This is a genomic window from Bradyrhizobium sp. IC4060, from assembly GCF_020193715.1.
GTDB lineage: Bacteria > Pseudomonadota > Alphaproteobacteria > Rhizobiales > Xanthobacteraceae > Bradyrhizobium > Bradyrhizobium yuanmingense.
Map to the genome: position 1 here is coordinate 419981 of NZ_JADYVJ010000001.1, position 21073 is coordinate 441053.

Genomic DNA, 21073 nt, shown 5'->3' on the forward strand with positions numbered 1-21073 from the left:
GCTGTGACCCGTCTCGAGCGCAGCCTAATGCGTCGCACGATGGCTGGCGCGGCGCGGGATGGAGCGGCAGGCCAGCCCGTCGGCCAGCAGCTTCATGTCCTCGTGCCGGCCGCTGCGAATCAGCCGGCCGAACTCTTCGGGTGTGAAAGGAAGACTTGGATCATCGTCGATCTTGGGCCGCAGTCGCGGACCGAAGAACCGCCGAACCAGGCTAGCCAGCCGCCGCATATCAATTCCCTCGCGCCAGCAACAAACCTCTCAGTCCGCATATTGTTCCTCCCGCGACTTCGAGAATGCAAGAGGCCACTCGCGACACCGCACCAAAAATTTTCCGCCAGAGAATAATCTCCTCTTGCTCGTGCTAATCGGCAAAACCCACGTAACGCACGAACTGGTGGTTGTGCTCGCGGTCCGAGCGCACGGCGTTCGCGGCAAAGCCGTCATCGGGATAGCCCATCGCGACACAGGTCATGATGACCTCGTCTTCCGGAATCTCGGCGACCTCGCGCACGATGTCGGAGCGCATGATGCCCTGCCCGTTGATGACCGAGCCGAGCCCGCGGTCCCACGCCGCGAGCACGATGCCGTAGCAGAGCGCGCCGAGATCGAAGTGGCAGACCGCGCCGGGATCGAGCACGCGGTCATAGGTCAGCACCAGCGAGACCGGCGCGTCGAACTGGCGAAAGCCGCGCAGCACCCAGTCCTGCCGCATCGGCTTGTCGTCGCGTGCGATTCCCATCGCGCCGAACAGCTTCTTGGCGATGTCGACCTGCCGGGTGCGATGCACGCCCTGGTATTCGCCATGGCTGACGATGTCGCGCTTGACCTTGGCGCCGCCGGCCATCTCCGACATGTTGCGGCGACGCACCTCCTCCAGCGGATGACCCGTGAGCACATGGACATGCCAGGGCTGGGTGTTCATCGACGAGGGCGCGCGCTTGGCGCTCTCGATGATCGCCTCGATCACCGCGCGCGGCACCGGCTCGTTCTTGAAGCCACGCACGCTGCGGCGCGACTGGACCAGCGTCTCGAATTCCACCTCGTGAACCTCCCTGCCCGTTCGTCCGGCCTTGCGACGCACGCCGGTTGCCGATGCGGCCCGCAAAACCTATGCTAAAGGGCCAAGCAAGACCAAGAACCCTGTGAGGAAAGTCCATGGCCGCACCGCTCGATCCCGTCATCGCCCAGATCATTCCGCTCATGCCGATGCGCGATCCCACGGTCATGACGCCACAGAGCGCCCGCGATTCCTTGCGCGCACTCGCTGCCTCGCGTGCCGCCATTCCGCCGCCGCCGGTCGATAGCGTCGAGGATATCAGGGTGAAAGGCGGCGCCGGTCTGCTTCCCGCACGGGTCTATCGGGTCGGCGCCGCGCCGGCACCGACGGTGGTGTTCTTCCACGGCGGCGGCTGGGTTGCGGGCGATCTCGAAACCCATGACCGGCAGGCGCGCAACCTTGCGATCGAGACCGGCGCGGTCGTCGTCTCCGTCGACTATCGCCGCCCGCCCGAGACGCGCTTTCCCGGCGCCTTCGAGGATGCTTTCGCCGCGGTCAGCGACGTGTTTGGCCGCGTCGCGGAATTTGGCGGTGACGCAACGCGCTTCGGCGTCGCCGGCGACAGCGCCGGCGGCAATCTCGCAGCGACGAGCGCGATCGCCTGCCGGGAGGCCGGCATCAAGCTCGCCGCGCAACTGCTGGTCTATCCGGTCACCGACGTCGTCGGCGCTTATGCCGATGCGCGCGAGAACGCGCGCTATCCCTCGCGCAGCGAGAACGCCGAGGGCTACTTCCTCACGCGGGCGACGATGGAATGGTTCTGCGGCCATTATCTCGCCGATCCCGCACACGCCGGCGACTGGCGCGTCTCGCCGCTGCGGGCCGCCTCCTTGGCCGGCGTCGCGCCCGCGGTCGTGACCACCGCCTGGTTCGATCCCCTACGCGACGAAGGCGCCGCCTATGCGCGGGCGCTGGAGGCCGCCGGCGTGAAGGTCAAGCACCATGAGGGCCCCGGCCTGATCCATGGCTATTTCGGCATGGGCGACGCCTCCGACGTCGCGCGCACTGAGGCGCAGCGCGCGCGGGCCGACTTCAAGGCGCTGCTGATGCGCGGCGCGTGAAGGCGATCAGGCGCTCTGCGCCCGCTGCGCCGCGGTGTGCCCCCAGGTCTCATCCCAGTCCTGGCCAGCGGCATCGACCACGCGGCCGTCGGCCTCGAAAAACTTGTTCGGCACCTGGAAGATCGCCAGAATCAACGCGCCGTCGGGGCACCAAGCGGCATGCCGGCTCCCCGCCTCGCGCCAGATGAATTCGCCGGCCTTGCAGGCAATGCCCTTGGCTGGACCCTCCTTGTCGACGAGCGCGCCTTCGATCACCCAGCTCTGCTCGATGCCGACATGTTCGTGATCGGGCAGCACCGATCCTGGCGCAAAACGCATCAAGGCGGTCATCAGCCCCGTACGGCGATCGAACAGTAGCGTCTTGGCCTCGCAGCCCGGAAAGCGCGTCTTCTGCCAATCCATGTCTTGGGGTCGAACCAGGTGGGAATGCCGATCGGCTGCCTGGTCGTGCGGGATCGCGGCGTCCATCACGATGCTTCCTCTCCATCTCAAGGGACCGACGCTAGCAGGATCGCCCGATGCGGTCAGCGAGCACTGCAACAGAGGCGACATCTTCCGAGCTGGCGCCCAAAAATCAGCGGGCGACCGGGCGCCCAGTGCTCATCCTGCTTGATTGCGCCACGATTCCCGGCTCCACTCTCCCGGCCATTTCTGGTTCAGGAGACCCCCATGATGAAACGGATTTTTCTCGCTGCGATCGTTGCCACCTTCGCAGCGGGCTCGGCCCTTGCGCAAGAAACCTGCGAGAGCAAGGCCGTCGGCAAGGACGGCAAGCCGCTGGCCGGCGCCGCCAAGACCTCGTTTCTGAAGAAGTGCAAGGAAGACGCCTGCGCGCCCAAGGCCGTCAGCGCCGACGGCAAGCCGCTCGCCGGCGCCGCCAAGAACAGCTTCATGAAGAAGTGCGAGACCAGCGCGTAACGCGCAGTCCGTTCCCGGCTTTTTCAGCAAAGCCACAAGCGAAATGCCGTCATGGCCGGGCAGAAGCGCGTCTTCGCGCGAGAATGTCCCGGCCATTTGCTTTTTGGTGCCTCCCCACCGCCAGTTTCCGACACGCGCTGAGCGCGTAAAGCAAACGCGCCGCGACCCTAGACAGAACGCAGCGGCTGACAGATGATGCGACGCTGAGCGAACCGGGGCGCATCAACGAGGCTTCCAGCAAAGGATGGACGAGATGTTGCAGTTCCGCGTGCGTGATCACATGATGGCGATAATGAGCGTGCTCTTTGCGCTGCTCATGATCGTTGACGTTGCCAACGCGAGAGGCCCCGGCCTGCCCAACGTCATGGTTCTCGCAACCGGCGGCACGATCGCCGGCAGCGGGGCGAGCAGCACCACCGTCATCGGGTATACCGCAGCCACGGTGGGCATCGAGACCCTCTTGAACGCCGTCCCCGAGTTGAAAACCGTGGCCAACGTCAAGGGCGAGCAGGTCTTCCAGATCGCCAGCGAGAATATGAACAATGATTATTGGCTGAAGCTCGCCAAGCGCGTCAATACGCTCCTCGCGCAGGACGACGTGGACGGGATCGTGATCACACACGGGACCGATACGATCGAGGAAACCAGCTATTTCCTGAATCTGGTCGTCAAGAGCAAGAAGCCTGTGGTCGTCGTCGGTGCGATGCGGCCATCGACCGCGATCAGCGCGGACGGCCCGATCAATCTCTTCAATGCGGTGATCCTCGCAGGCAGTGAAGGAGCCGTGGGCAAGGGCGTGCTCGTCGCCCTCAACGATCAGATCAACGCCGCGCGCGACGTCACCAAGAACAACACGTCCACGGCAGACACCTTTCGCACGCCTGAGCTCGGCTTTCTCGGCTACATGCAGGGCAACAAGCCGTATTTCTATCGCCAAACGACCCGCCGGCACACGGCGGATTCCGAATTCGACGTATCCAAGCTCGATGTCCTGCCGCAGGTCGACATCGTCTACGGCTACGCCAACATGAACCGGGTCGCGATCGACGCCTTTGTCGCCGCCGGCGCCAAGGGGATCGTGCATGCCGGCGTAGGCGACGGCAGCCTCGCCCGCCCGGCGGTCGAGCCGGCGCTCGACGATGCCCGCAAGAAGGGCGTGGTGATCGTTCGCAGCAGCCGTGTCGGCAACGGTATCGTCGCGCGCAATGGCGAGGCCAAGGACGATGAACACGACTTCGTCGTCTCGGATACGCTCAATCCCCAGAAGGCGCGCATCTTGCTGATGCTGGCGTTGACCAGGACGACCGACACCAAGGACATTCAGCGGATGTTCTACGCCTATTAGAGCATGATCCGGACCCGGAGGGCCGCCCCAGTTGTAGCCCGGATGAAGCGCAGCGTAATCCGGGGCAGACCAAGCACCGGCACGACTGTCCCTGTAGCACTCCCCGGATTGCCCTGCGCGGCATCCGGGCTTCGGCCCATCCTTCGCCCGACTGAAGCGCAATCCGGGAAAGTCCCTCGCATGGTTCGCTATCGGCGAAATTTCGTACCCGGCGGGATGTTCTTCTTCACCGTCACGCTGGACGATCGAATGTCATCCGTGCTGGTTGATCATGTCGACGAGCTCCGCAGCGCATTTCGCGTAACGCGTGCCGAACGACCATTCGAGATTGATGCGATCGTGATCCTACCTGATCACCTGCATGTCATTATGAGGCTCCCCGATAGTGACTCGGACTTCTCGGGTCGTTGGAAGCGCATCAAGAGTGCCTTCACACACCGGCTGGCAGCTTCCGGCGCACCGATCTGCCGCAATCATCGCGGCGAGTACGCGCTCTGGCAGCGGCGATTTTGGGAACACACAATTCCTAACGATGCGGATTTCGAGCGCTGCGCCGATTACATTCACTACACTCCGGTCAAGCACGGGCTCGTTGCAGCGGCGATTGAGTGGCCCTACAGCTCGCTCCATCACTACGTTCGCGCTGGTATTCTACCTCCCGATTGGGGAGGAGCCGGCGAGATAAGCGGCAGCTTTGGTGAACGCGGAGACTGATCCCGGATTACGCTTACGCTCCATCCGGGCTACCGGTCCATCACGGCCGCCCGTAGCCTGGATGGAGCGCAGCGCAATCCAGGGATGGTCCCGCGGCACGACACGAGCGCCGACGTCGCACACGGATTCCGGATTGCGCTTCGCTCCATCCGGGCTACCGCCCTCACTAGCTCCGCAACCCCGGCGCCTCCTGGCCGGTGCGCGCGACATATTCGGTGTAGCCGCCGCCATATTGGTGGATGCCATCAGGCGTCAGCTCCAGCACGCGGTTCGACAGCGTCGCCAAGAAATGCCGGTCGTGCGAGACGAACAGCATGGTGCCCTCGAAATCCGACAGCGCATTGATCAGCATTTCCTTGGTGGCGAGGTCGAGATGGTTGGTGGGCTCGTCCAGCACCAGGAAGTTCGGCGGGTCGAACAGCATCTTGGCCATGACGAGGCGCGCCTTCTCGCCGCCCGAGAGCACGCGGCAGCGCTTCTCGACGTCGTCGCCGGAGAAGCCGAAGCAGCCGGCGAGCGCGCGCAAGGAGCCCTGCCCCGCCGTCGGAAACGCGTCCTCCAGCGACTGGAACACGGTGCGCTCGCCGTCGAGCAGATCCATCGCATGCTGGGCGAAATAGCCCATCTTGACGCTGCCTCCGAGCGCCACGGTGCCCTCGTCCGGCTCGCTCGCACCGGCCACCAGCTTGAGCAGCGTCGATTTGCCGGCGCCGTTGACGCCCATCACGCACCAGCGCTCCTTACGGCGGATCATGAAGTCCAGCCCGTCATAGATGCGCTTTGAGCCATAGCCCTTGTGCACGTTCTTGAGTGCGACGACGTCCTCGCCCGAGCGCGGCGCCGGCAGGAAGTCGAATGCCACGCTCTGGCGGCGGCGCGGCGGCTCGACCCGCTCGATCTTGTCGAGCTTCTTGACCCGGCTCTGCACCTGGGCCGCATGCGAGGCGCGCGCCTTGAAGCGCTCGATGAACTTGATCTCCTTGGCGAGCATGGCCTGCTGGCGCTCGAACTGCGCCTGCTGCTGCTTCTCGTTCTGCGCCCGCTGCTGCTCGTAGAATTCGTAATCGCCGGTGTAGGTGGTGAGCGAGCCGGAATCGATCTCGATCACCTTGGAGATCACGCGGTTGATGAACTCGCGGTCGTGCGAGGTCATAAGAAGCGTGCCTTCGTAATCGTGCAGGAATTTTTCCAGCCAGATCAGGCTTTCCAGATCCAGATGGTTGCTCGGCTCGTCGAGCAGCATCACGTCGGGCCGCATCAGAAGAATACGCGCCAGCGCCACGCGCATCTTCCAGCCGCCGGAGAGCTTGCCGACGTCCCCGTCCATCATCTCCTGGCTGAAGCCGAGCCCCGCCAGCGCCTCGCGCGCACGGCCGTCGAGCGCATAGCCGTCGAGCTCCTCGAACCGGTGCTGCACCTCGCCATAGCGGGCGATGATCTCGTCCATCTGGTCGGCCTTGTTGGGATCGGCCATGGCGGCCTCGAGCTCGCGCAACTCGGCCGCAACCTCGCTGACGGGGCCTGCGCCATCCATCACCTCGGCCACCGCGCTGCGGCCAGACATCTCGCCGACGTCCTGGTTGAAATAGCCGATGGTGATGCCGCGATCGATCGAGACCTGACCCTCGTCGGGCAGTTCCTCGCCGGCGATCATCCGGAATAGCGTGCTCTTTCCGGCGCCGTTCGGCCCGACGAGCCCGATCTTCTCGCCCTTGTTGAGAGCCGCGGAGGCTTCGATGAACAGGATCTGGTGGCCGGCTTGCTTGCTGACGTTGTCGAGGCGGATCATGCGTGTCTTTTGGGGGATTTTTGCGTTGCAGCGTCATAGGCCATGCGGGGCGTGAGGGGAAGCCCGGGACAGGCCGGGATTCAGCCCATTCGCTCGTGACCGCTCGGTGCGGGGCCTACGGGCAAATGGGTCGGGCTAACTGCGTCCGGCACGGGCATCTATGCTTCGCTTGCCGGATATGTCGGCTTTTCCATCGGCTGGGTCGAAGGCCCGGAGATCAACGCTCGGCCTGTAAGAACTTTTCGCCGAATCTCGAAGAGACCTGAGACCGGCGCCGCCTCTCTATCTTACTGAGAACGGCGCCTGATACGGCCGCCCGAACGGCACGCCGTTGATGACGGTCTGGATCGGCTTGAGGTGCGCTTTCCCTTCCCTCCTGTTGTTGCGCGTGTCGACGAAGCTGACCGGTCCCTCCACCAGCTCCATGATCGCGACGTCGGCGGGCGCACCTACCTGCAGCGTGCCGATCTTCGGCGCGCGGCTGATGATCTTCGCCGGCGCGGTCGTTGCCATTGCGACCACCTGCTCCAGCGTGAAACCGAGCGTCATGAACTTGCTCATGACGTTGGGCAGGAAGGGAATCCCCGGCGAATTGCCGGAGAAGACGTGGATGTCCGAAGAGATGGTATCAGGAGCGCATCCGCCGGGGATCGCCACTTCCGCCACGGTGAAATCGAAGCTGCCGCCGCCATGCCCGACGTCGAACATGACGCCGCGCTGCTTGGCCGCGAGAGCCGCAGGCAGCAGCTTGCCGTCCTGAACGATATTCGTGAACACGCTCGACATGTTCGGGGCGCCCGAATAGGCATGCGTCAGCACGTCGCCCGGGCGCATCAGGTCGAGGATTTGCGACATCAGCTCCTTGGATTCGACGCCGCCGATATGTACCATCATCTTCGCCGGCCAGCCGCACATCTCGCACGCCTGGATGCCGCGCTTGAGCGGCTCGAGCCCATGCTTGAAGATGACGTTTTCCGACATGCGCACCTTGACCCCGAGCAGGAAGTCCGAATTCTCGGCCAGTGCCATGGCGCAGGCTTCGGTCTGCGCTGTATCGATGTTGTGGAGCTCGGCGACCGGGAACGCCGACAGGCCGTTATTGGCGATGTGGACGAAGGCGTACATCCGCGCCCGCGTCTGGGCCACGATGAAGCGGCGCAACGCCGCCAGATTGTTGACGCCGGCATCGCCCGCCGAGACGACGGTCGTCGTGCCCTGGAACTGGACCAGCTCGTCGGCGGGAATGCCGATGGCCGAGCCGTAGGGATAGACGTGACAATGCAGATCGATCAGGCCGGGCATCACCAGCTTGCCCGAGGCGTCGATGCTCTTCAGCGCGCGCTCCGCCGGGATCGCCTCCTGGACCGCCTCGATCGTGCCCCAGCGGATGCCGACATCGCGCTTGGCGCGCAGCGACTGGCTGGGGTCGAGCACCTCGCCGCCGCGGATCACCAGATCGTATTTGTCGTTCGGCCCCATCGCCCCGCGCGCGGGCGCGGCGAGGCCGACGGCGGCGGCCGCCGTCGAGAGTGCCAGGAAATCGCGGCGTGACAACGCAGGCATGATGATCCCCCCTCTGTGCTTTTGTTCGCGACAACGGCCGGGCTGGATGTCCAGATCTGCTTTCGCCGCCAAGGTCGAGTTCACAACGAACGGGCTTGGAAATGAAGCCCGGATGATCCGATCCTATGACGGCACGCGAGCCCTGAGGAGCCGCGAAATTTTCCAGAATCGCATCGGGCGGGCACCACTGGCAGAAGTCCGGCTGCATCTTTGCTGCGCCGCGACATGCGCGTGAATATCCGGCTGCTTGGAGTCGAACGTCTAAGACCAATAATGCGACACCGGGGCTTGTCGGATGCCGGCAATGCGTCCAAACTGTGATCAAAGTCGCTGGAATGCGGCATACCTCCAGCGGTTCACAACGACAAGCGCGTCGAAACGCGTTCGAACAATCAGGCCGCCAGGGAGGACGTCCATGACTGCAAAGTCCGAAAAGACCAGAACAACTCGTCGCAAATTCCTGCTGACCGCCGGCGCGGCCGGCGCTGCCACCATCGCCATGCCGCAAGTCAGCCGGGCGCAGACAGCGACCCTGAAGATGCAGGGCTCGTGGGGCAAGGCCGATGTCTTCAACGAGATGGCCGAAGATTATGTGAAGCGCGTCAACGATATGGCCGGAGGCCGGCTGCGCATTGACTATCTGGTCGGCGGCTCGGTCGTGCATCCGTTCCAGGTCTTCGACGGCGTTCATGGCGGCCAGATCGACGCGGCACACACGGTGACGGTGTACTGGTACGGCAAGCACAAGGCCGCCTCGCTGTTCGGCACCGGCCCGGTGTTCGGCTTCAACGCCAACGAAGGCCTTGGCTGGATCCACAACGGCGGCGGCAAGGAGCTGTTCGAGGAGCTCCAGACCAAGATCATGAACGTCAACATCAAGAGCTTCTTCGCCATGCCGATGCCGACCCAGCCGCTCGGCTGGTTCAAGAAGCCGATCACCAGCGACGCCGATCTCAAGGGCTTGAAATATCGCACGGTGGGTCTGGCCGCCGATCTCTTCCAGGCGATGGGCGCATCGGTCGCGCAGCTGCCCGGCGGCGAGATCGTACCCGCGATGGAGCGCGGCGTGATCGACGGGTTCGAGTTCAACAATCCGACCTCGGACCGGCGCTTCGGCGCGCAGGATGTCGCCAAGAACTACATGATGGGCAGCCATCATCAGGCGACGGAATATTTCGAGATCATGTTCAACCGGACGAAATTCAACGCGCTGCCGAAGGAACAGCAGGCGATCCTGCAATACGCCGCCGAAGCCGTGTCCTCCGCCAACGAATGGAAGGCAATGGATTATTATTCGAAGGACCTGCAGGAGCTGATCAACAAGGACAAGGTCAACGTCCAGCGCACACCGAAGTCTGTGTTCGACGCGCAGATCAAGGCGTGGGACGGTCTGATCGCCCAGCTCGGCTCGGATCCGTTCATGAAGAAGGTGATGGATTCGCAGAAGGAATGGGTGCGCCGTGTGGTTTACTACAACATGAACAACGCGACGGACTACCGCGGCGCCTTCGAGCATCACTTCCCGGGCGTGCTCAAGGTCTGACGGCTGTCGCGGGGGATCGCGTCAGGTCTTATCGCGAGGGCGGCGCAATTGAAGCGCCGCCCACGAGTTGGAGGGGGACATCCGGATGGACTGCTCGCAGCGAGTTCAGCTCGCATGACGAAATTCCTGTTCTTCATCGATGAGCTCAGCACGTGGGTGGGCAAGGCGTTCGCCTGGCTGATCCTCGTTCTCACGCTGGGAGTCAGCTACGAGGTGTTCGTGCGCTACGTGCTGCGTGCGCCGACCACCTGGGCTTTCGACATCAGCTACATCACCTACGGCGCGATGTTCCTGATGGCCGGCGCGTACACGCTCTCGCGAAACGGCCATGTCCGCGCCGACGTGGTCTACCGCCTCTGGTCGCCGCGCACCCAGGCGACGATGGACCTCGTCCTGTATATCCTGTTCTTCCTGCCGGCGATCGCGGCGCTGATGTATTCGGGCTGGAACTACGCCCAGATGTCGGTGCGCTTCCGCGAAGTCAGCATCTTCAGTCCGGCCGGCGTTCCCGTGTTTCCACTGAAGGCGCTGATCCCGCTCACCGGCTTCCTTCTGTTCCTGCAAGGGGTCGCCGAGATCATCCGCTGCGTGCTGTGCATCCGCACCGGTCGATGGCCGCAGCGCCTGCACGACGTGGAGGAGACCGAGAGCCTCGTCATCCGCGAACATCAGCAGCACGCGGCTGAGCCGCAGAGTGAGAAGGGACCAGGCGCATGACCGATCCTCAACTCGGCATGCTGATGCTGGGCCTCTTCATCTTCATCATCATGCTCGGCTTCCCGATCGCCTTCACGCTGATGGCGATGGGCGTCTCGTTCGGCTATTACGCCTACTACACCCCCGGTCAGGACTTCTTTCAGAACCGTATCTTCACGCTTCTGGTGCAGAAGACGTTCGAGGTCACATCCAGCGACGTGCTGGTGGCGGTTCCGCTATTCCTGTTCATGGGTTATTTGATCGAGCGCGCAAACATCCTCGACCGCCTGTTCTACTCGCTGCAGCTGTCGATGAAGAACGTGCCGGGCGCACTTGCCGTGGCCACGCTGATCACCTGCGCCATGTTCGCGACCGCCACCGGCATCGTCGGTGCCGTCGTCACGCTGATGGGGCTGCTGGCATTGCCGGCGATGCTGCGAGCGGGCTACGACGCCAAGCTGTCGGCGGGCGTCGTCTGCGCCGGTGGCTGCCTGGGCATCCTGATTCCGCCGAGCATTCTCCTGATCGTCTATGCGGCGACCGCCGGCGTCTCGGCGGTCAAGCTTTACGCGGCCGCGTTCTTTCCCGGGTTCATGCTGGCCGGCCTGTACGTCCTCTATGCGATGACGCGCGCGATCATCAATCCCGCGCTCGCGCCGAAGCTGCCGCGCGAGCAGACCGACGTGCCGACCTCGAAGGTCATCTGGGCGCTTGCCACGTCGTTCCTGCCGCTCGCCTTGCTGATCGTTTCGGTGCTCGGCGCGATCCTGTTTGGGCTGGCGACGCCCTCGGAAGCGGCCGCGGTGGGAGCCCTCATGAGCATCGTGCTGGCGGCTGCCTATCGTTCGCTCAACTACGAGATGATACGCGAATCCGTGTACCTGACCGTGCGCGCCACGGCGATGGTCTGCTACCTCTTTATCGGCTCCTGGACGTTTTCGGCGGTATTTGCCGTGCTCGGCGGACAATCGGTGGTGGAGCAGTTCTTCACCTCGATGAACCTTTCGCCGATCCAGTTCCTGCTGCTGACCCAGATCATCATCTTTCTGCTCGGCTGGCCGCTGGAATGGACCGAGATCATCATCATCTTCGTGCCGATCTTCCTGCCGCTGCTTCCGCAGTACGGCATTGATCCGATCTTCTTCGGCATCCTGGTGGCACTGAACACGCAGACCGCGTTCAATACGCCGCCGGTCGCCATGGCCGCCTTCTATCTGAAGGGCGTGGCGCCGCCTGAGGTGAAGCTGACCGACATCTTCTCCGGCGCGCTACCGTTCGTCGGCCTGGTCTTCCTCACCATGGCACTGGTCTACATCTTCCCGGGGATCGCATTGTGGCTGCCGAGCTATCTCTATGGGGCGCGATGAGCGGACCCGGCAAACCGACGAGAGGCTGCGCATGAGTCTCAACGCGCTCGGCCTCGCGGAGTCTGCGGCCGGCATCCGCGACGGCCGGCTCAGCTCGGTGGAACTCGTCGGCGACTGCCTCAGGCGCATCGATGAGGTCGATCGCGATATCCAGGCGTGGGCGTTTCTCGATCGCGACCACGCGATGCAGCAGGCCGAGGCGGCCGACGATCATCGCAAGCACGGCAAGGCCACAGGCCCGCTGCATGGCGTGCCCGTGGGCATCAAGGATATCTTCGACACCGGCGACATGCCGACCGAATTCGGATCGGAGCTGTGGGCCGGACGCACGCCGCGGCGCGATGCGGCGGCCGTGGCGCGTCTGCGGGCGGCTGGAGCGGTGATCCTCGGCAAGACGGTGACCACCGAGTACGCGTACTACAATCCGGGCAAGACCCGAAATCCGCACAACCCAAATCACACCCCCGGCGGATCGTCCTCGGGCTCCGCCGCGGCCGTCGCGGCGCTGATGGTGCCGGGTGCCATCGGCTCGCAGACCAACGGCTCGGTGATCCGCCCTGCCGCCTTCTGCGGCGTGGTCGGCTTCAAGCCCACGCATGGTCTCATTCCACGCAGCGGCGCGCTCCAATTGTCGCGCACGCTCGATCATGTCGGCGTGTTCGGGCGCAACGTCGAGGACGCGGCCCTGCTGGCGGAGGTCATGGTCGACTTCGACCCGGAGGATCCGGACACCCGGCCTGTTGCACGCCCGCCGTTTTCTGCGGTCGCGGCGAGCGAGCCGCCGTTGCCGCCGCGATTTGCCTTCGTGCGCTCTCCGGTCTGGGATCAGGCCGAGCCGGAGACGCGTGAAGCCTTTGCCGAGCTCGTCGACGCTTTGGGCGAAGCGTGCAGCGAGGTCGAGCTTGGGCCGAGCTTCGACGGGGCCGTCGACATGCACCGCATCATCATGGAAGTCGATATGGCGCACAATCTGCGGCGCGATGACGAACGCGGCGGCGACAGACTGAGCACGCGGCTACGCCAGGCGATCGCGCGCGGCCGCGCGCATCTTGCGGCGGATTATTGCAACGCTCTGGCCGGGATTGCGCCGCTCAACCAGGCCCTGGACCACGTTTTCGATGAATACGACGCCATCCTGACGCCCGCGGCACCGGGCGCGGCGCCCGCAATCGAAACGACGGGTAATCCGGTCTTCTGCTCGCTCTGGACCTATCTCGGCGTGCCCGCCATCAGCCTGCCCTTGATGCGTTCAGAAACGGGCCTTCCGCTGGGCGCCCAGCTCGTCGGCCGCCGCGGCAACGACGCCCGCCTCTTGCGCACGGCGCACTGGCTGATCAAGACCATTGGGCGCATGCGTGGCAGCGGTCGGCGCAACGCCCCGAGCGCCGGATCGAACTCGGCTCCCGGCGCGGAGAAAAGGAAAGTGCGATGACCAATCTGATCACCGGACTCATCGGCCTCGCGCTCATGATCGCATTTCTTGGAATCCTGCTGGTCTGGATCAAGGCCATTCCGCTCATCATCATCGTTGTCTGCGTCGTGGTGCTGGCCGTGATCGATTTCGTGCGATCCCTGCGGACGAACGGCGCGCCTCGCTGAATGCCCCATGGCAAGAAGACGCTTCACTTCTCGGCATTGGCCGGAGCAGCCGGAATTACGACAAGAAGAGAGCTTTAGCGGCCAACCCGTTCGAGCTGCCACCTGGGATCGCCTGCGCAGCGCGCGTCGAGACCTTTGCTCAAGTCTGCGAGGCTCACCGCGCCCAACCGTTCGACCAGCAATGCTTCGGCATCGCGAAGGACATCGTCCACCGCTGCGTTGACGAGTTGCTCGATCGCACAGTCTGGATTGGAATGCTCGTTCCCGATCGCAAATAGCCGGGGACCACCAACCGCACGATAGACATCGAGAAGTGACACGCGCTCGAGGTCGCACGCGATGACCCAGCCGCCGCCATGCCCTTTGTCCGACCGGACATAGCCCGCATCGCGCAGCCCCGCCAATGTGCGGCGAACGACGACCGGATTGGTCCCCAGCATCGTGCCGATCGCCTCCGAGGTCATGGGGCCGTCATGTCGCGCCATGTGGAGCAGCACATGCAGCATTCGAGAAAGGCGGCTGTCGTTTCGCATCGGCTGATCTTTCGCACGCATCCCATCATTGGCAAGGGCACGCAGTCATGATACATATAAAGTTACATGACTCGTGAGGTATCCGACGTGCAACAGTTTGAGGATCCAGACCACTGGGACAGCGCAGCCAGGCATTATCGAGAGACCGCGCACCCCTTCACCGCCCTGTTTGCGGAGGAGGCGCTGGCGCGCGTAACCCTGACGCCTCAGAGTCATGTTCTCGACGTGGCAGCCGGCACCGGCGCGCTCGCCCTCGCAGCCGCTCGCACCGGCGCACGAGTCCTAGCGACCGACTTCTCGCCCGGCATGGTCGGATGCATCGCAGCTGCTGGTCTGCCCAATGTGAAGGCGCGGGTCATGGACGGACAGGCGCTGGACCTGCCCGACGCACATTTCGATGCCGTCTTTTCGATCTTCGGTGTCATCATGTTCCCCGATTGGCGCAAGGGTTTGGCCGAGATGCGACGGGTGACGCGCCCCGGCGGGCATGGCGTGGTTGCGACCTGGCAGGATCGGGGCGCGGCGACCTTCCTCCTGTTGGGCGAAGTGCGGCAAAAGCTGTTCCCTGATCGGCCGGGCATGGCAATGCCTCAAGCCGTTCAGGCCCTGAGCGATCCGGACGATTTCGCCCGCGCCCTCGTCGCTGCCGGCTATCGCAATCCCCGGATCGACACGGTGACTCATGATTTTCTGCTCGACGTCGCGGCGCTCGACGCGCCTGACACGCTCTTTGGCATGTCGCCCGACTGGACCAGCCTGGACGACATCGAAAAGGCGGCGGTGATTGCCGAGGTGCGGGCCAGAGCCGATGGTCGTCCGGTGCTGCCGATAAGCTCGACCGCGCTCATTGGCGTCGCTGAACGATGAGGCTCAAACATAAAGCCTGGCGGGCCGTCACACTATCGGCCGATCTCTCGATCTCCCGAAACCGGAGCGTCTGACCAGTGAGCAGAAACTCGCGCCCGATTGCGACACATGGGTGGGGTGTGGTCAGTGAACTGGGGAGGGACAAACAACTATCGAGCCGCCAGCAAGTTTGATCCTTCCGGGAGATCAAAGCTTCATCAGAAGCGGCTTGTCTGAGCAGCGGTTGTCGTCCCAATCCATTTCTCAATGGTCAGAAGCATGCGAGTCGCAATCCATACACTAGGCACCCGCGGCGACGTGCAACCCTATCTCGCCTTGGCGCTCGGTCTGAAGCAGGCCGGGCACGAAGTGCTGATCGCCGCGCCCTCGCAGTTCGAATCGTTCGTCGTGAGCCGCGGCATCGCTTTCGCGCATCTTCCGAGTGAATATCTCGCCCTCCTGGAAACCCCGGAAGCCAAGGCGGCAATGGCGGGCGGTGCGGGGTTTATGGCTGGCTTCAGGATGCTGAAGCAGTTCAGGCCGATCGGCCGCCAACAGCTCAGCGCCGAATGGCAAGCCGCCCGACGATTTCGTCCAGAACTGATCATCTATCACCCGAAGGCCATCGCCGCGGCGCATATCGCAGAAAAGTTATCCTGCCCTGCCGTTCTGGCTTCTCCCCTGCCTGGCTTCACACCGACAGCAGCGTTCGCGAGCCCGCTCGTGCCGTTCCGCTCGCTTGGCCCCCTCAACAGACTCACGCACAGCGCGATGGCTCACAGCGCCTACGCCCTCTTTCGCGGGATGATCGGGGAATGGCGGGCCACCGAGCTCCACCTCGCAAACACGCCGGAGAAGAAGCTGCGGCCTCGCGCGACGCTCTACGCCTATAGTCCGCATGTCGTGCCCGTTCCGCCGGACTGGCCGAATACTGTCGCGGTGACTGGGTACTGGTTCCTGGGAGGCGACGACGTTTGGCAGCCTGACCCGCAACTCCAGCGCTTCGTAGAGGGCGATGAGCGGCCTGTTTATGTGGGCTTTGGCAGCATGCCAGGTGTCGACCCGACGTCCCTGACGAAACTCGTACTGGAGGCATTGGCCAAGGCTGGGAAACGCGGCGTTCTAGCGGTCGGCGGCGGTGCTCTTCGAGGCGATCTCGGAGCCAGTCACGTCCATTTCATCCAAGGCGCACCGCATGCGCAGTTGTTCCCGCTGATGTCGGCCTGCGTCCATCACGGCGGGGCCGGCACTACGGGGGCTGCGCTTCGAGCTGGCAAGCCGAATATCATTTGTCCCTTCTTTGGCGACCAGCCGTTCTGGGGAAGGCGCATCGATGATCTGGGCGTCGGACCAAGATCAAGAGGAGTGAGGAACCTTTCAGCCGATTGGCTGGCCGCCGCGATCGCAGAGGCCACCGGAAATCCGTTGATTCAGCAGCGAGCGAACCGCCTTGGCGAAGCGATCCGCGTCGAAGACGGCGTCGCAAGCGCGATTGGCTTCCTGCGAAGCCAACACCTTCTCAATTAGGCCCGAAATTGCACAGGCCGATTCAAAAGGCTCGAGTTGCAATGCAGGTGAGCAGCCCTTGCGGCCGATCAACACAGATGCCTGCTCCTGGTCCACTGCGAGGGGACGTCGACCAAAGCGCGGCCATAGCGAGTGGGCACGCCGCCTTGATCACCGCTACTTCTTAAGGATGCCCGTGTTGGTGTTTCCAAGCTGCTGGACGGCGGCGTTTGCGGCTGGCGTGTTGTAAGACGGTCGAGATCCGCCGCCCTCCTGACCGGACGGGGTCACGCCGAGTCTCTGGCCCGTCGTTCCCTGCCCTTTTGCATTGAGCGTGTTGGGCCCCGGCGAACCGCCGGTTCCGCTCAGCGTCGTCCCGTTCGAGAGCGTCGAGCCACCAGCGCCGCCCGAACCGGTTGCGCCCGCCCCTCCAGCGGAGGAAGCACCTCCCGAACCGCCTCCTGAGCTTTGCGCCATGGAAAACGAGATGGTGCCCAGAAGGACAGTCGCGGCCAAAACCAGAAGTCTCATCGTCCACCCTTTCCTATGCCAGCGTCTGAAACCGCTTGCTTCTTGTCACAGTTCCTAGCGGCGGCGAGCGATCCATGCTCCGGCCAGGAAAGCGACGAGCAAGGACCGTAACGGCGCCCTCACCGTCACCTCGCGCAACTGGTCGGCCCATCGCTTCGCCGGCTCTGGCGACGGCGTGCGGGCCTGCGGAGCAAAAGCTCCTCCTTGCTCTCCGGAACCCGGCCGCGGGCCTGAAGTCCGCTCCATGCCGCCCTGATCGTCCGTCAGCCCGGAGGCTTCGGTCATTGCCGCGGCTTCCTTCATGTCCATGCGTGTGCTCCATCCGTTGCGGAACAACTCGATCGATCTCGTGCCCGTCCGACCGAGGTGACAGGCTCGTTCGGCGACCGGGGGCGGCGGCTATGGCGTCGACATCGATGCGAACTATATGTTTGCCGAAGATCCCCGCCGTACCACTCCCTTGAAAAAGCCGTTGCTCATCTTTCTGTTCCTCGTCTTCGCACCGCTTGCCGCATCGGCGGCGAGATATTTTTGGCTGGATGATGGCCGCCAGAACTGGCAAACGGCCGACCGCTCCAGCGCGGGTCTATTGACCTCCGCGACCGACCACCGTGAGGCCGTCATCCGGGTGTTCGGAGCAAGAACGGTGAGATGGCGCGGCATCTTCGCGATTCACACCTGGATCGTCGTCAAAGAGAAAGATGCGCCGACGTACACAAGGTACGACTACACGGCCTGGGGCGAGCCGATCCGCACCAACGGCTTCGCTCCGGACGGGCGATGGTTCGGCGCTGTGCCTGAAATCGTCGTGGCCGTCGATGGCGAGCGTGCGGAGGCGCTGATCCCGAAGATCAGGCATGTGGTCGAAAACTACAGGTTTCGATCCTATGGAGATTACAGCGTCTGGCCTGGGCCCAATTCGAACACCTTCGTGCAGGCCGCACTCGATTCCGTCCCTGAGCTCCGGGCCGTCCTGCCGCCGACCGCGATCGGCAAGGACTTCCCGTACACCGGCAAATGGTTCGGCGTAACGGCGTCCGGCACGGGCATCTACGCCTCGCTTGCCGGATACATCGGCTTCTCGCTCGGCTGGGTCGAAGGTCTGGAGATCAATTTCTTCGGCGCCGTTCTCGGCATCGACATCCGACGCCCGGCGCTCAAGCTACCTGGCCTCGGTCGGCTTGGGGTAACCCCCGGCCTGTCGTGATGGAGAGCGAACTGCTGGGTTGGCCGCACCGTTTGTGGACTGCTCAGTGCTTTCGTAAGAGCTTGGATCGATAGAAGAGCTGGCTGCTTACTGACGTGATGTTTGTTCCTGCCGAGCATCTGTTGCGCTCAAGCGGGACCAATCAGGACGACGGAGCCTGTCGCGCTCATCACCCTTCCTCACGGTTGCGGAATGTTCTTCTGACTGAGCCATGTCCGCATCTCGCCGATCTCCCGCCTTTGGGTGTCGATGATCTCGCGAGCAAAGTGCTGGTTTCGAGAATCCTTGCCGAACTTGAGGACGATCTCGGCCATGTCGACTGCGCCTTGATGGTGAGGGATCATGCCGAGCACGAAGGCTGCATCGGGATCAGCGTTGGTGATGCCTCGCATCATCGGACCGTGCATGCGGTCCATGGCGGCGCGGTAGGCATCCGGAGCCGTCAACCCTATCGCCGCAGCGCCGTGCATGCCATGCGGATGTTCGGGGTTCGGCGTATGGGTCAGCCGCTCTCCAGCCAGCGTTCCGATGTCTCCTTCGAGGCCATAAATCGCAATGTGCAGTCCCCAGTAACCCGTTGTGAAAATGACTAGCGCCGCCGCAAGTCCGGTCGGGACGCCGGCAAGCCTTCGCTTGAGTGCGGGCAGGAAATGAACCTCACGACTATGATCGGCAGCAATGGCAACGACGACCGCCATGATGAGCGCGTGTCCGATCAGGTCGGTTCGCCCGAACGGATAGACCGCTGCGTTGAAGATGATGAAAAGAGCGATGGCCGACAGCCGGCGGACAAGCGGCGTCCAGATCAAGCCAAATCCCATCGTGAATTCGGCGACGCCCGCCATCGGGATAAACACGTCGCGCGGCATGCCGAAGGTCAAGAAGGGCTTTTCCTGCACGAGCGGGTAGAACCAGTCCGGATAGGCAAACTTTTCGAGGCTCGACCACATCAGCGCGATGGCGACGCCCCAGCGCAGCGCCTCGAAGCGATGGTTGCGCCATTCCGGATTGGATGAAGCCTCCAACACCAGATAGGCGGCGACACCGACTCCAAGCGCCAGGTAGTCCAGCAAATGGAAGACATCATAGTCGCGCAGCGCGAGTAGCCACAAGGCGATGATCCCGAGAGCCGCAAGTGGCTGCGTCTTGCGAGAGAAGATCAACCCGGCGACCAGGAGCTGGGTCCAGGACACCCATTCGGCCGGCGTTTTGAGATCTGGCGTCAGGTAGACGCCGCCGACGGCGAAGATCGCCACGAAGAAGGCGGCGATGACGACGCGCACGAAGTCGTCGAGGCGCATCCAGAGAGGGTCGGTGATGCGATCCATGGCCAGCAGGATCGTCTCGCCGGCGCTCGACTTCTCGATGGCTCGTGACGCGAGGAAGAATGCCAGCACGAGCGCAATGCCGGTCCAGAACCATACATTGGTCAACGTGGCCCCGATCGACTGTGGTGGCGCTCCGACAATATAGGGCGCAAACCATTTGACATGTGCGTGCGCCGGCACCGGCGCCGCGACCGGTGCGAGGATGATCAGGGCCAGCAGGCAACCAGAGGAGCGAGGCGGCGCGGGATGGTTCAATTTCTGCTCCTCAGGTGGTGAGGTGACTAAAGCGTGATTGAGGCGGGCGGTAGGAGACGAGAACGCCAGAGCATGATGTCAGCGCGATGGCTCTTGTGATAGTTTAGACGTTGCCAAGCGTGCTCCCTACTCTTTTTTCAATCGAGCTGCATCACGGCGGACGCGCGCTGTATGCCGTGCAATGCTGAGCGCGCGTACCGCCGTGGCAGCGGGCTATTGCGGCAGGTAGCCGCCGTTGATCACAAGTTCGGCGCCGGTGATGTAAGCGCGTAAGCACGCGTCGAAGGAGGCTGTGAGCTGGTTCACATGCTGTCTTAGTTAAACGGAGTACGGTTGGAAGAAGCCGGATAAGAGAAGGGCATCGCGTCGGCGCAGCGTCCGCTGCCGGAATTGGGCTTTTTCGGTCCAAACGTTTCAGAGAAGTCATTTGCCATGTGTATTTTCACAAGCCGAGCCCGGCGCGCGGCAGGTCATAACCAAGCAAGCCGACCTTTCCTCTACCTTTTGGCTTCCATACTCTCGGCGGCCTGCGTCATTTCCTTTGCGAGCGCCGCGTCCGCTCAATGCGCGGCGCGCGACGTGTTGCAAAACAAGCTGAAGCTCAAGACGCGCTCGGCTCCGGCGTCGCAACAGCCTATCAAGTCCGCGCGCGACGTTGCGACATGGAAAACGATCACAATAGGTACCTTCGCCGACTCTCTTGGCTTGCGCAACGAACTCGATAGCAAGGGCTGCAATGTCGGTGGTCAAGCCGCTGAAATCCTTGCTAGGTCGACGTTCACCGTTAGCTCTCGGAAGACATATGTGGAGCTTCTCGATCTATCGCCTGCGCAGCTTGGATTCACGTCCGATACCGTGACTTTGGCTAACGTTTACGCACGCGCCCAGCAGTTCGGCCTCGAACTCGCTGCGGCCGAAGTCGGCCCGCAATTGCGTCTTCAATATTTCGACCAGCCTATCGGCGAATTTCTCATCATCGGAATGGACCCGGTCAAGACATGGAGCGGCGAGCCGATCATTCTGAATGTGGCAAATGGCGGCGCCGGATTGATACTCATCGGCCAGGATGGTCGCTCCGAAGCGGATATATCCGTAGCATCTCGTTTCATTTTCGTTCGATCCCATCGACCGGCAGCTGGCCGCGACGTCGTCGGGCCAATAGCAGGAGCCTTTCGGCCGCCGTGAGCGGACCGACGCGCTTTTGCATCGAATGTC

Annotated in this window: 21 protein-coding genes and 1 pseudogene; 14 read left to right on the forward strand and 8 right to left on the reverse strand. The window is 63.3% G+C overall.

Going from position 1 to position 21073, the window contains the following annotated elements:
- Positions 1-24 precede the first annotated feature (24 nt).
- Complete coding sequence (locus I6F16_RS02025; protein ID WP_036000317.1) at positions 25-228, reverse strand: hypothetical protein; 204 nt, start codon at positions 226-228, stop codon at positions 25-27.
- Between the two features lie 133 nt (positions 229-361).
- Positions 362-1039 carry a nitroreductase gene (locus tag I6F16_RS02030; protein WP_225114113.1) on the reverse strand — a complete coding sequence of 226 codons (678 nt, stop codon included), beginning with the start codon at positions 1037-1039 and terminating at the stop codon, positions 362-364.
- A 116-nt stretch (positions 1040-1155) separates the two neighbouring features.
- Here I6F16_RS02030 and I6F16_RS02035 point away from each other — a divergent pair, with 116 nt between their 5' ends.
- Positions 1156-2118: an alpha/beta hydrolase gene (locus I6F16_RS02035; protein WP_225114114.1), complete on the forward strand. Its 963-nt coding sequence runs from the start codon at positions 1156-1158 to the stop codon at positions 2116-2118.
- A 6-nt stretch (positions 2119-2124) separates the two neighbouring features.
- Here I6F16_RS02035 and I6F16_RS02040 read toward each other — a convergent pair whose 3' ends face one another.
- Positions 2125-2586, reverse strand: a complete 462-nt coding sequence (locus I6F16_RS02040; RefSeq protein WP_036000328.1) for a cupin domain-containing protein — start codon at positions 2584-2586, stop codon at positions 2125-2127.
- 201 nt (positions 2587-2787) lie between these two features.
- Here I6F16_RS02040 and I6F16_RS02045 point away from each other — a divergent pair, with 201 nt between their 5' ends.
- From I6F16_RS02045 to I6F16_RS02055, 3 genes are all read left to right on the forward strand, one after another.
- A complete protein-coding gene (locus I6F16_RS02045; RefSeq protein ID WP_036000331.1) occupies positions 2788-3036 on the forward strand; it encodes a hypothetical protein in 249 nt (82 codons plus the stop codon).
- A gap of 292 nt (positions 3037-3328) precedes the next feature.
- Entirely contained in the window at positions 3329-4381 is a 1053-nt protein-coding gene (locus I6F16_RS02050; protein ID WP_225173411.1) for a type II asparaginase, read from the forward strand.
- A 180-nt stretch (positions 4382-4561) separates the two neighbouring features.
- Positions 4562-5095 (forward strand): transposase, encoded by a 534-nt coding sequence (locus tag I6F16_RS02055; RefSeq protein WP_225173412.1) that lies wholly within the window; start codon positions 4562-4564, stop codon positions 5093-5095.
- Between the two features lie 166 nt (positions 5096-5261).
- Here I6F16_RS02055 and I6F16_RS02060 read toward each other — a convergent pair whose 3' ends face one another.
- A complete protein-coding gene (locus I6F16_RS02060) occupies positions 5262-6884 on the reverse strand; it encodes an ABC-F family ATP-binding cassette domain-containing protein (RefSeq protein ID WP_225173413.1) in 1623 nt (540 codons plus the stop codon).
- A 117-nt stretch (positions 6885-7001) separates the two neighbouring features.
- Here I6F16_RS02060 and I6F16_RS02065 point away from each other — a divergent pair.
- A pseudogene (locus I6F16_RS02065) lies at positions 7002-7106 on the forward strand (DUF3750 domain-containing protein); the annotation flags it as partial.
- A gap of 60 nt (positions 7107-7166) precedes the next feature.
- On the opposite strand, the gene I6F16_RS02070 reads toward I6F16_RS02065, so the two are convergent.
- Positions 7167-8447, reverse strand: a complete 1281-nt coding sequence (locus I6F16_RS02070) for an amidohydrolase/deacetylase family metallohydrolase (protein ID WP_225173414.1) — start codon at positions 8445-8447, stop codon at positions 7167-7169.
- Between the two features lie 415 nt (positions 8448-8862).
- Here I6F16_RS02070 and I6F16_RS02075 point away from each other — a divergent pair, with 415 nt between their 5' ends.
- The 5 genes from I6F16_RS02075 to I6F16_RS02095 all read left to right on the forward strand — a co-directional run bounded on the left by I6F16_RS02075 (position 8863) and on the right by I6F16_RS02095 (position 13652).
- The gene (locus tag I6F16_RS02075) at positions 8863-9990 is read left to right on the forward strand and encodes a TRAP transporter substrate-binding protein (protein ID WP_036000349.1); all 1128 of its coding nucleotides are present in this window, start codon (positions 8863-8865) and stop codon (positions 9988-9990) included.
- A 114-nt stretch (positions 9991-10104) separates the two neighbouring features.
- Positions 10105-10707 (forward strand): TRAP transporter small permease subunit, encoded by a 603-nt coding sequence (locus I6F16_RS02080; protein ID WP_025035930.1) that lies wholly within the window; start codon positions 10105-10107, stop codon positions 10705-10707.
- Positions 10704-12053 carry a TRAP transporter large permease subunit gene (locus tag I6F16_RS02085; RefSeq protein WP_036000352.1) on the forward strand — a complete coding sequence of 450 codons (1350 nt, stop codon included), beginning with the start codon at positions 10704-10706 and terminating at the stop codon, positions 12051-12053. The genes I6F16_RS02080 and I6F16_RS02085 overlap by 4 nt, the downstream gene beginning before the upstream one ends.
- A 31-nt stretch (positions 12054-12084) precedes the next feature.
- On the forward strand, positions 12085-13485 hold the full coding sequence (locus tag I6F16_RS02090; RefSeq protein ID WP_225173415.1) for an amidase: 1401 nt from the start codon (positions 12085-12087) through the stop codon (positions 13483-13485).
- Positions 13482-13652: a hypothetical protein gene (locus I6F16_RS02095; RefSeq protein ID WP_157284651.1), complete on the forward strand. Its 171-nt coding sequence runs from the start codon at positions 13482-13484 to the stop codon at positions 13650-13652. The genes I6F16_RS02090 and I6F16_RS02095 overlap by 4 nt, the downstream gene beginning before the upstream one ends.
- 74 nt (positions 13653-13726) lie before the next feature.
- On the opposite strand, the gene I6F16_RS02100 is transcribed toward I6F16_RS02095, so the two are convergent.
- On the reverse strand, positions 13727-14185 hold the full coding sequence (locus I6F16_RS02100) for an Rrf2 family transcriptional regulator (protein WP_036000430.1): 459 nt from the start codon (positions 14183-14185) through the stop codon (positions 13727-13729).
- A 66-nt stretch (positions 14186-14251) separates the two neighbouring features.
- Between I6F16_RS02100 and I6F16_RS02105 the strand changes: the two genes are divergently transcribed.
- Together I6F16_RS02105 and I6F16_RS02110 are read left to right on the forward strand one after the other, a co-directional pair.
- Positions 14252-15052, forward strand: coding sequence for a class I SAM-dependent methyltransferase (locus I6F16_RS02105; RefSeq protein WP_225114119.1), 801 nt, complete (start codon positions 14252-14254; stop codon positions 15050-15052).
- A gap of 258 nt (positions 15053-15310) precedes the next feature.
- Positions 15311-16558, forward strand: a complete 1248-nt coding sequence (locus tag I6F16_RS02110; RefSeq protein ID WP_036022807.1) for a glycosyltransferase — start codon at positions 15311-15313, stop codon at positions 16556-16558.
- A gap of 564 nt (positions 16559-17122) precedes the next feature.
- Here I6F16_RS02110 and I6F16_RS02115 read toward each other — a convergent pair.
- Positions 17123-17377, reverse strand: coding sequence for a hypothetical protein (locus I6F16_RS02115; RefSeq protein ID WP_036022803.1), 255 nt, complete (start codon positions 17375-17377; stop codon positions 17123-17125).
- A gap of 163 nt (positions 17378-17540) precedes the next feature.
- On the opposite strand from I6F16_RS02115, the gene I6F16_RS02120 reads away from it, so the two are divergent.
- Complete coding sequence (locus I6F16_RS02120; protein ID WP_036000436.1) at positions 17541-18275, forward strand: DUF3750 domain-containing protein; 735 nt, start codon at positions 17541-17543, stop codon at positions 18273-18275.
- Positions 18276-18454: 179 nt separating this feature from the next.
- On the opposite strand, the gene I6F16_RS02125 is transcribed toward I6F16_RS02120, so the two are convergent.
- On the reverse strand, positions 18455-19858 hold the full coding sequence (locus I6F16_RS02125) for a DUF305 domain-containing protein (RefSeq protein WP_225114121.1): 1404 nt from the start codon (positions 19856-19858) through the stop codon (positions 18455-18457).
- Positions 19859-20290: 432 nt separating this feature from the next.
- Here I6F16_RS02125 and I6F16_RS02130 point away from each other — a divergent pair, with 432 nt between their 5' ends.
- The gene (locus I6F16_RS02130) at positions 20291-21043 is read left to right on the forward strand and encodes a hypothetical protein (RefSeq protein WP_225114122.1); all 753 of its coding nucleotides are present in this window, start codon (positions 20291-20293) and stop codon (positions 21041-21043) included.
- The last annotated feature ends 30 nt before the right edge of the window (positions 21044-21073 follow it).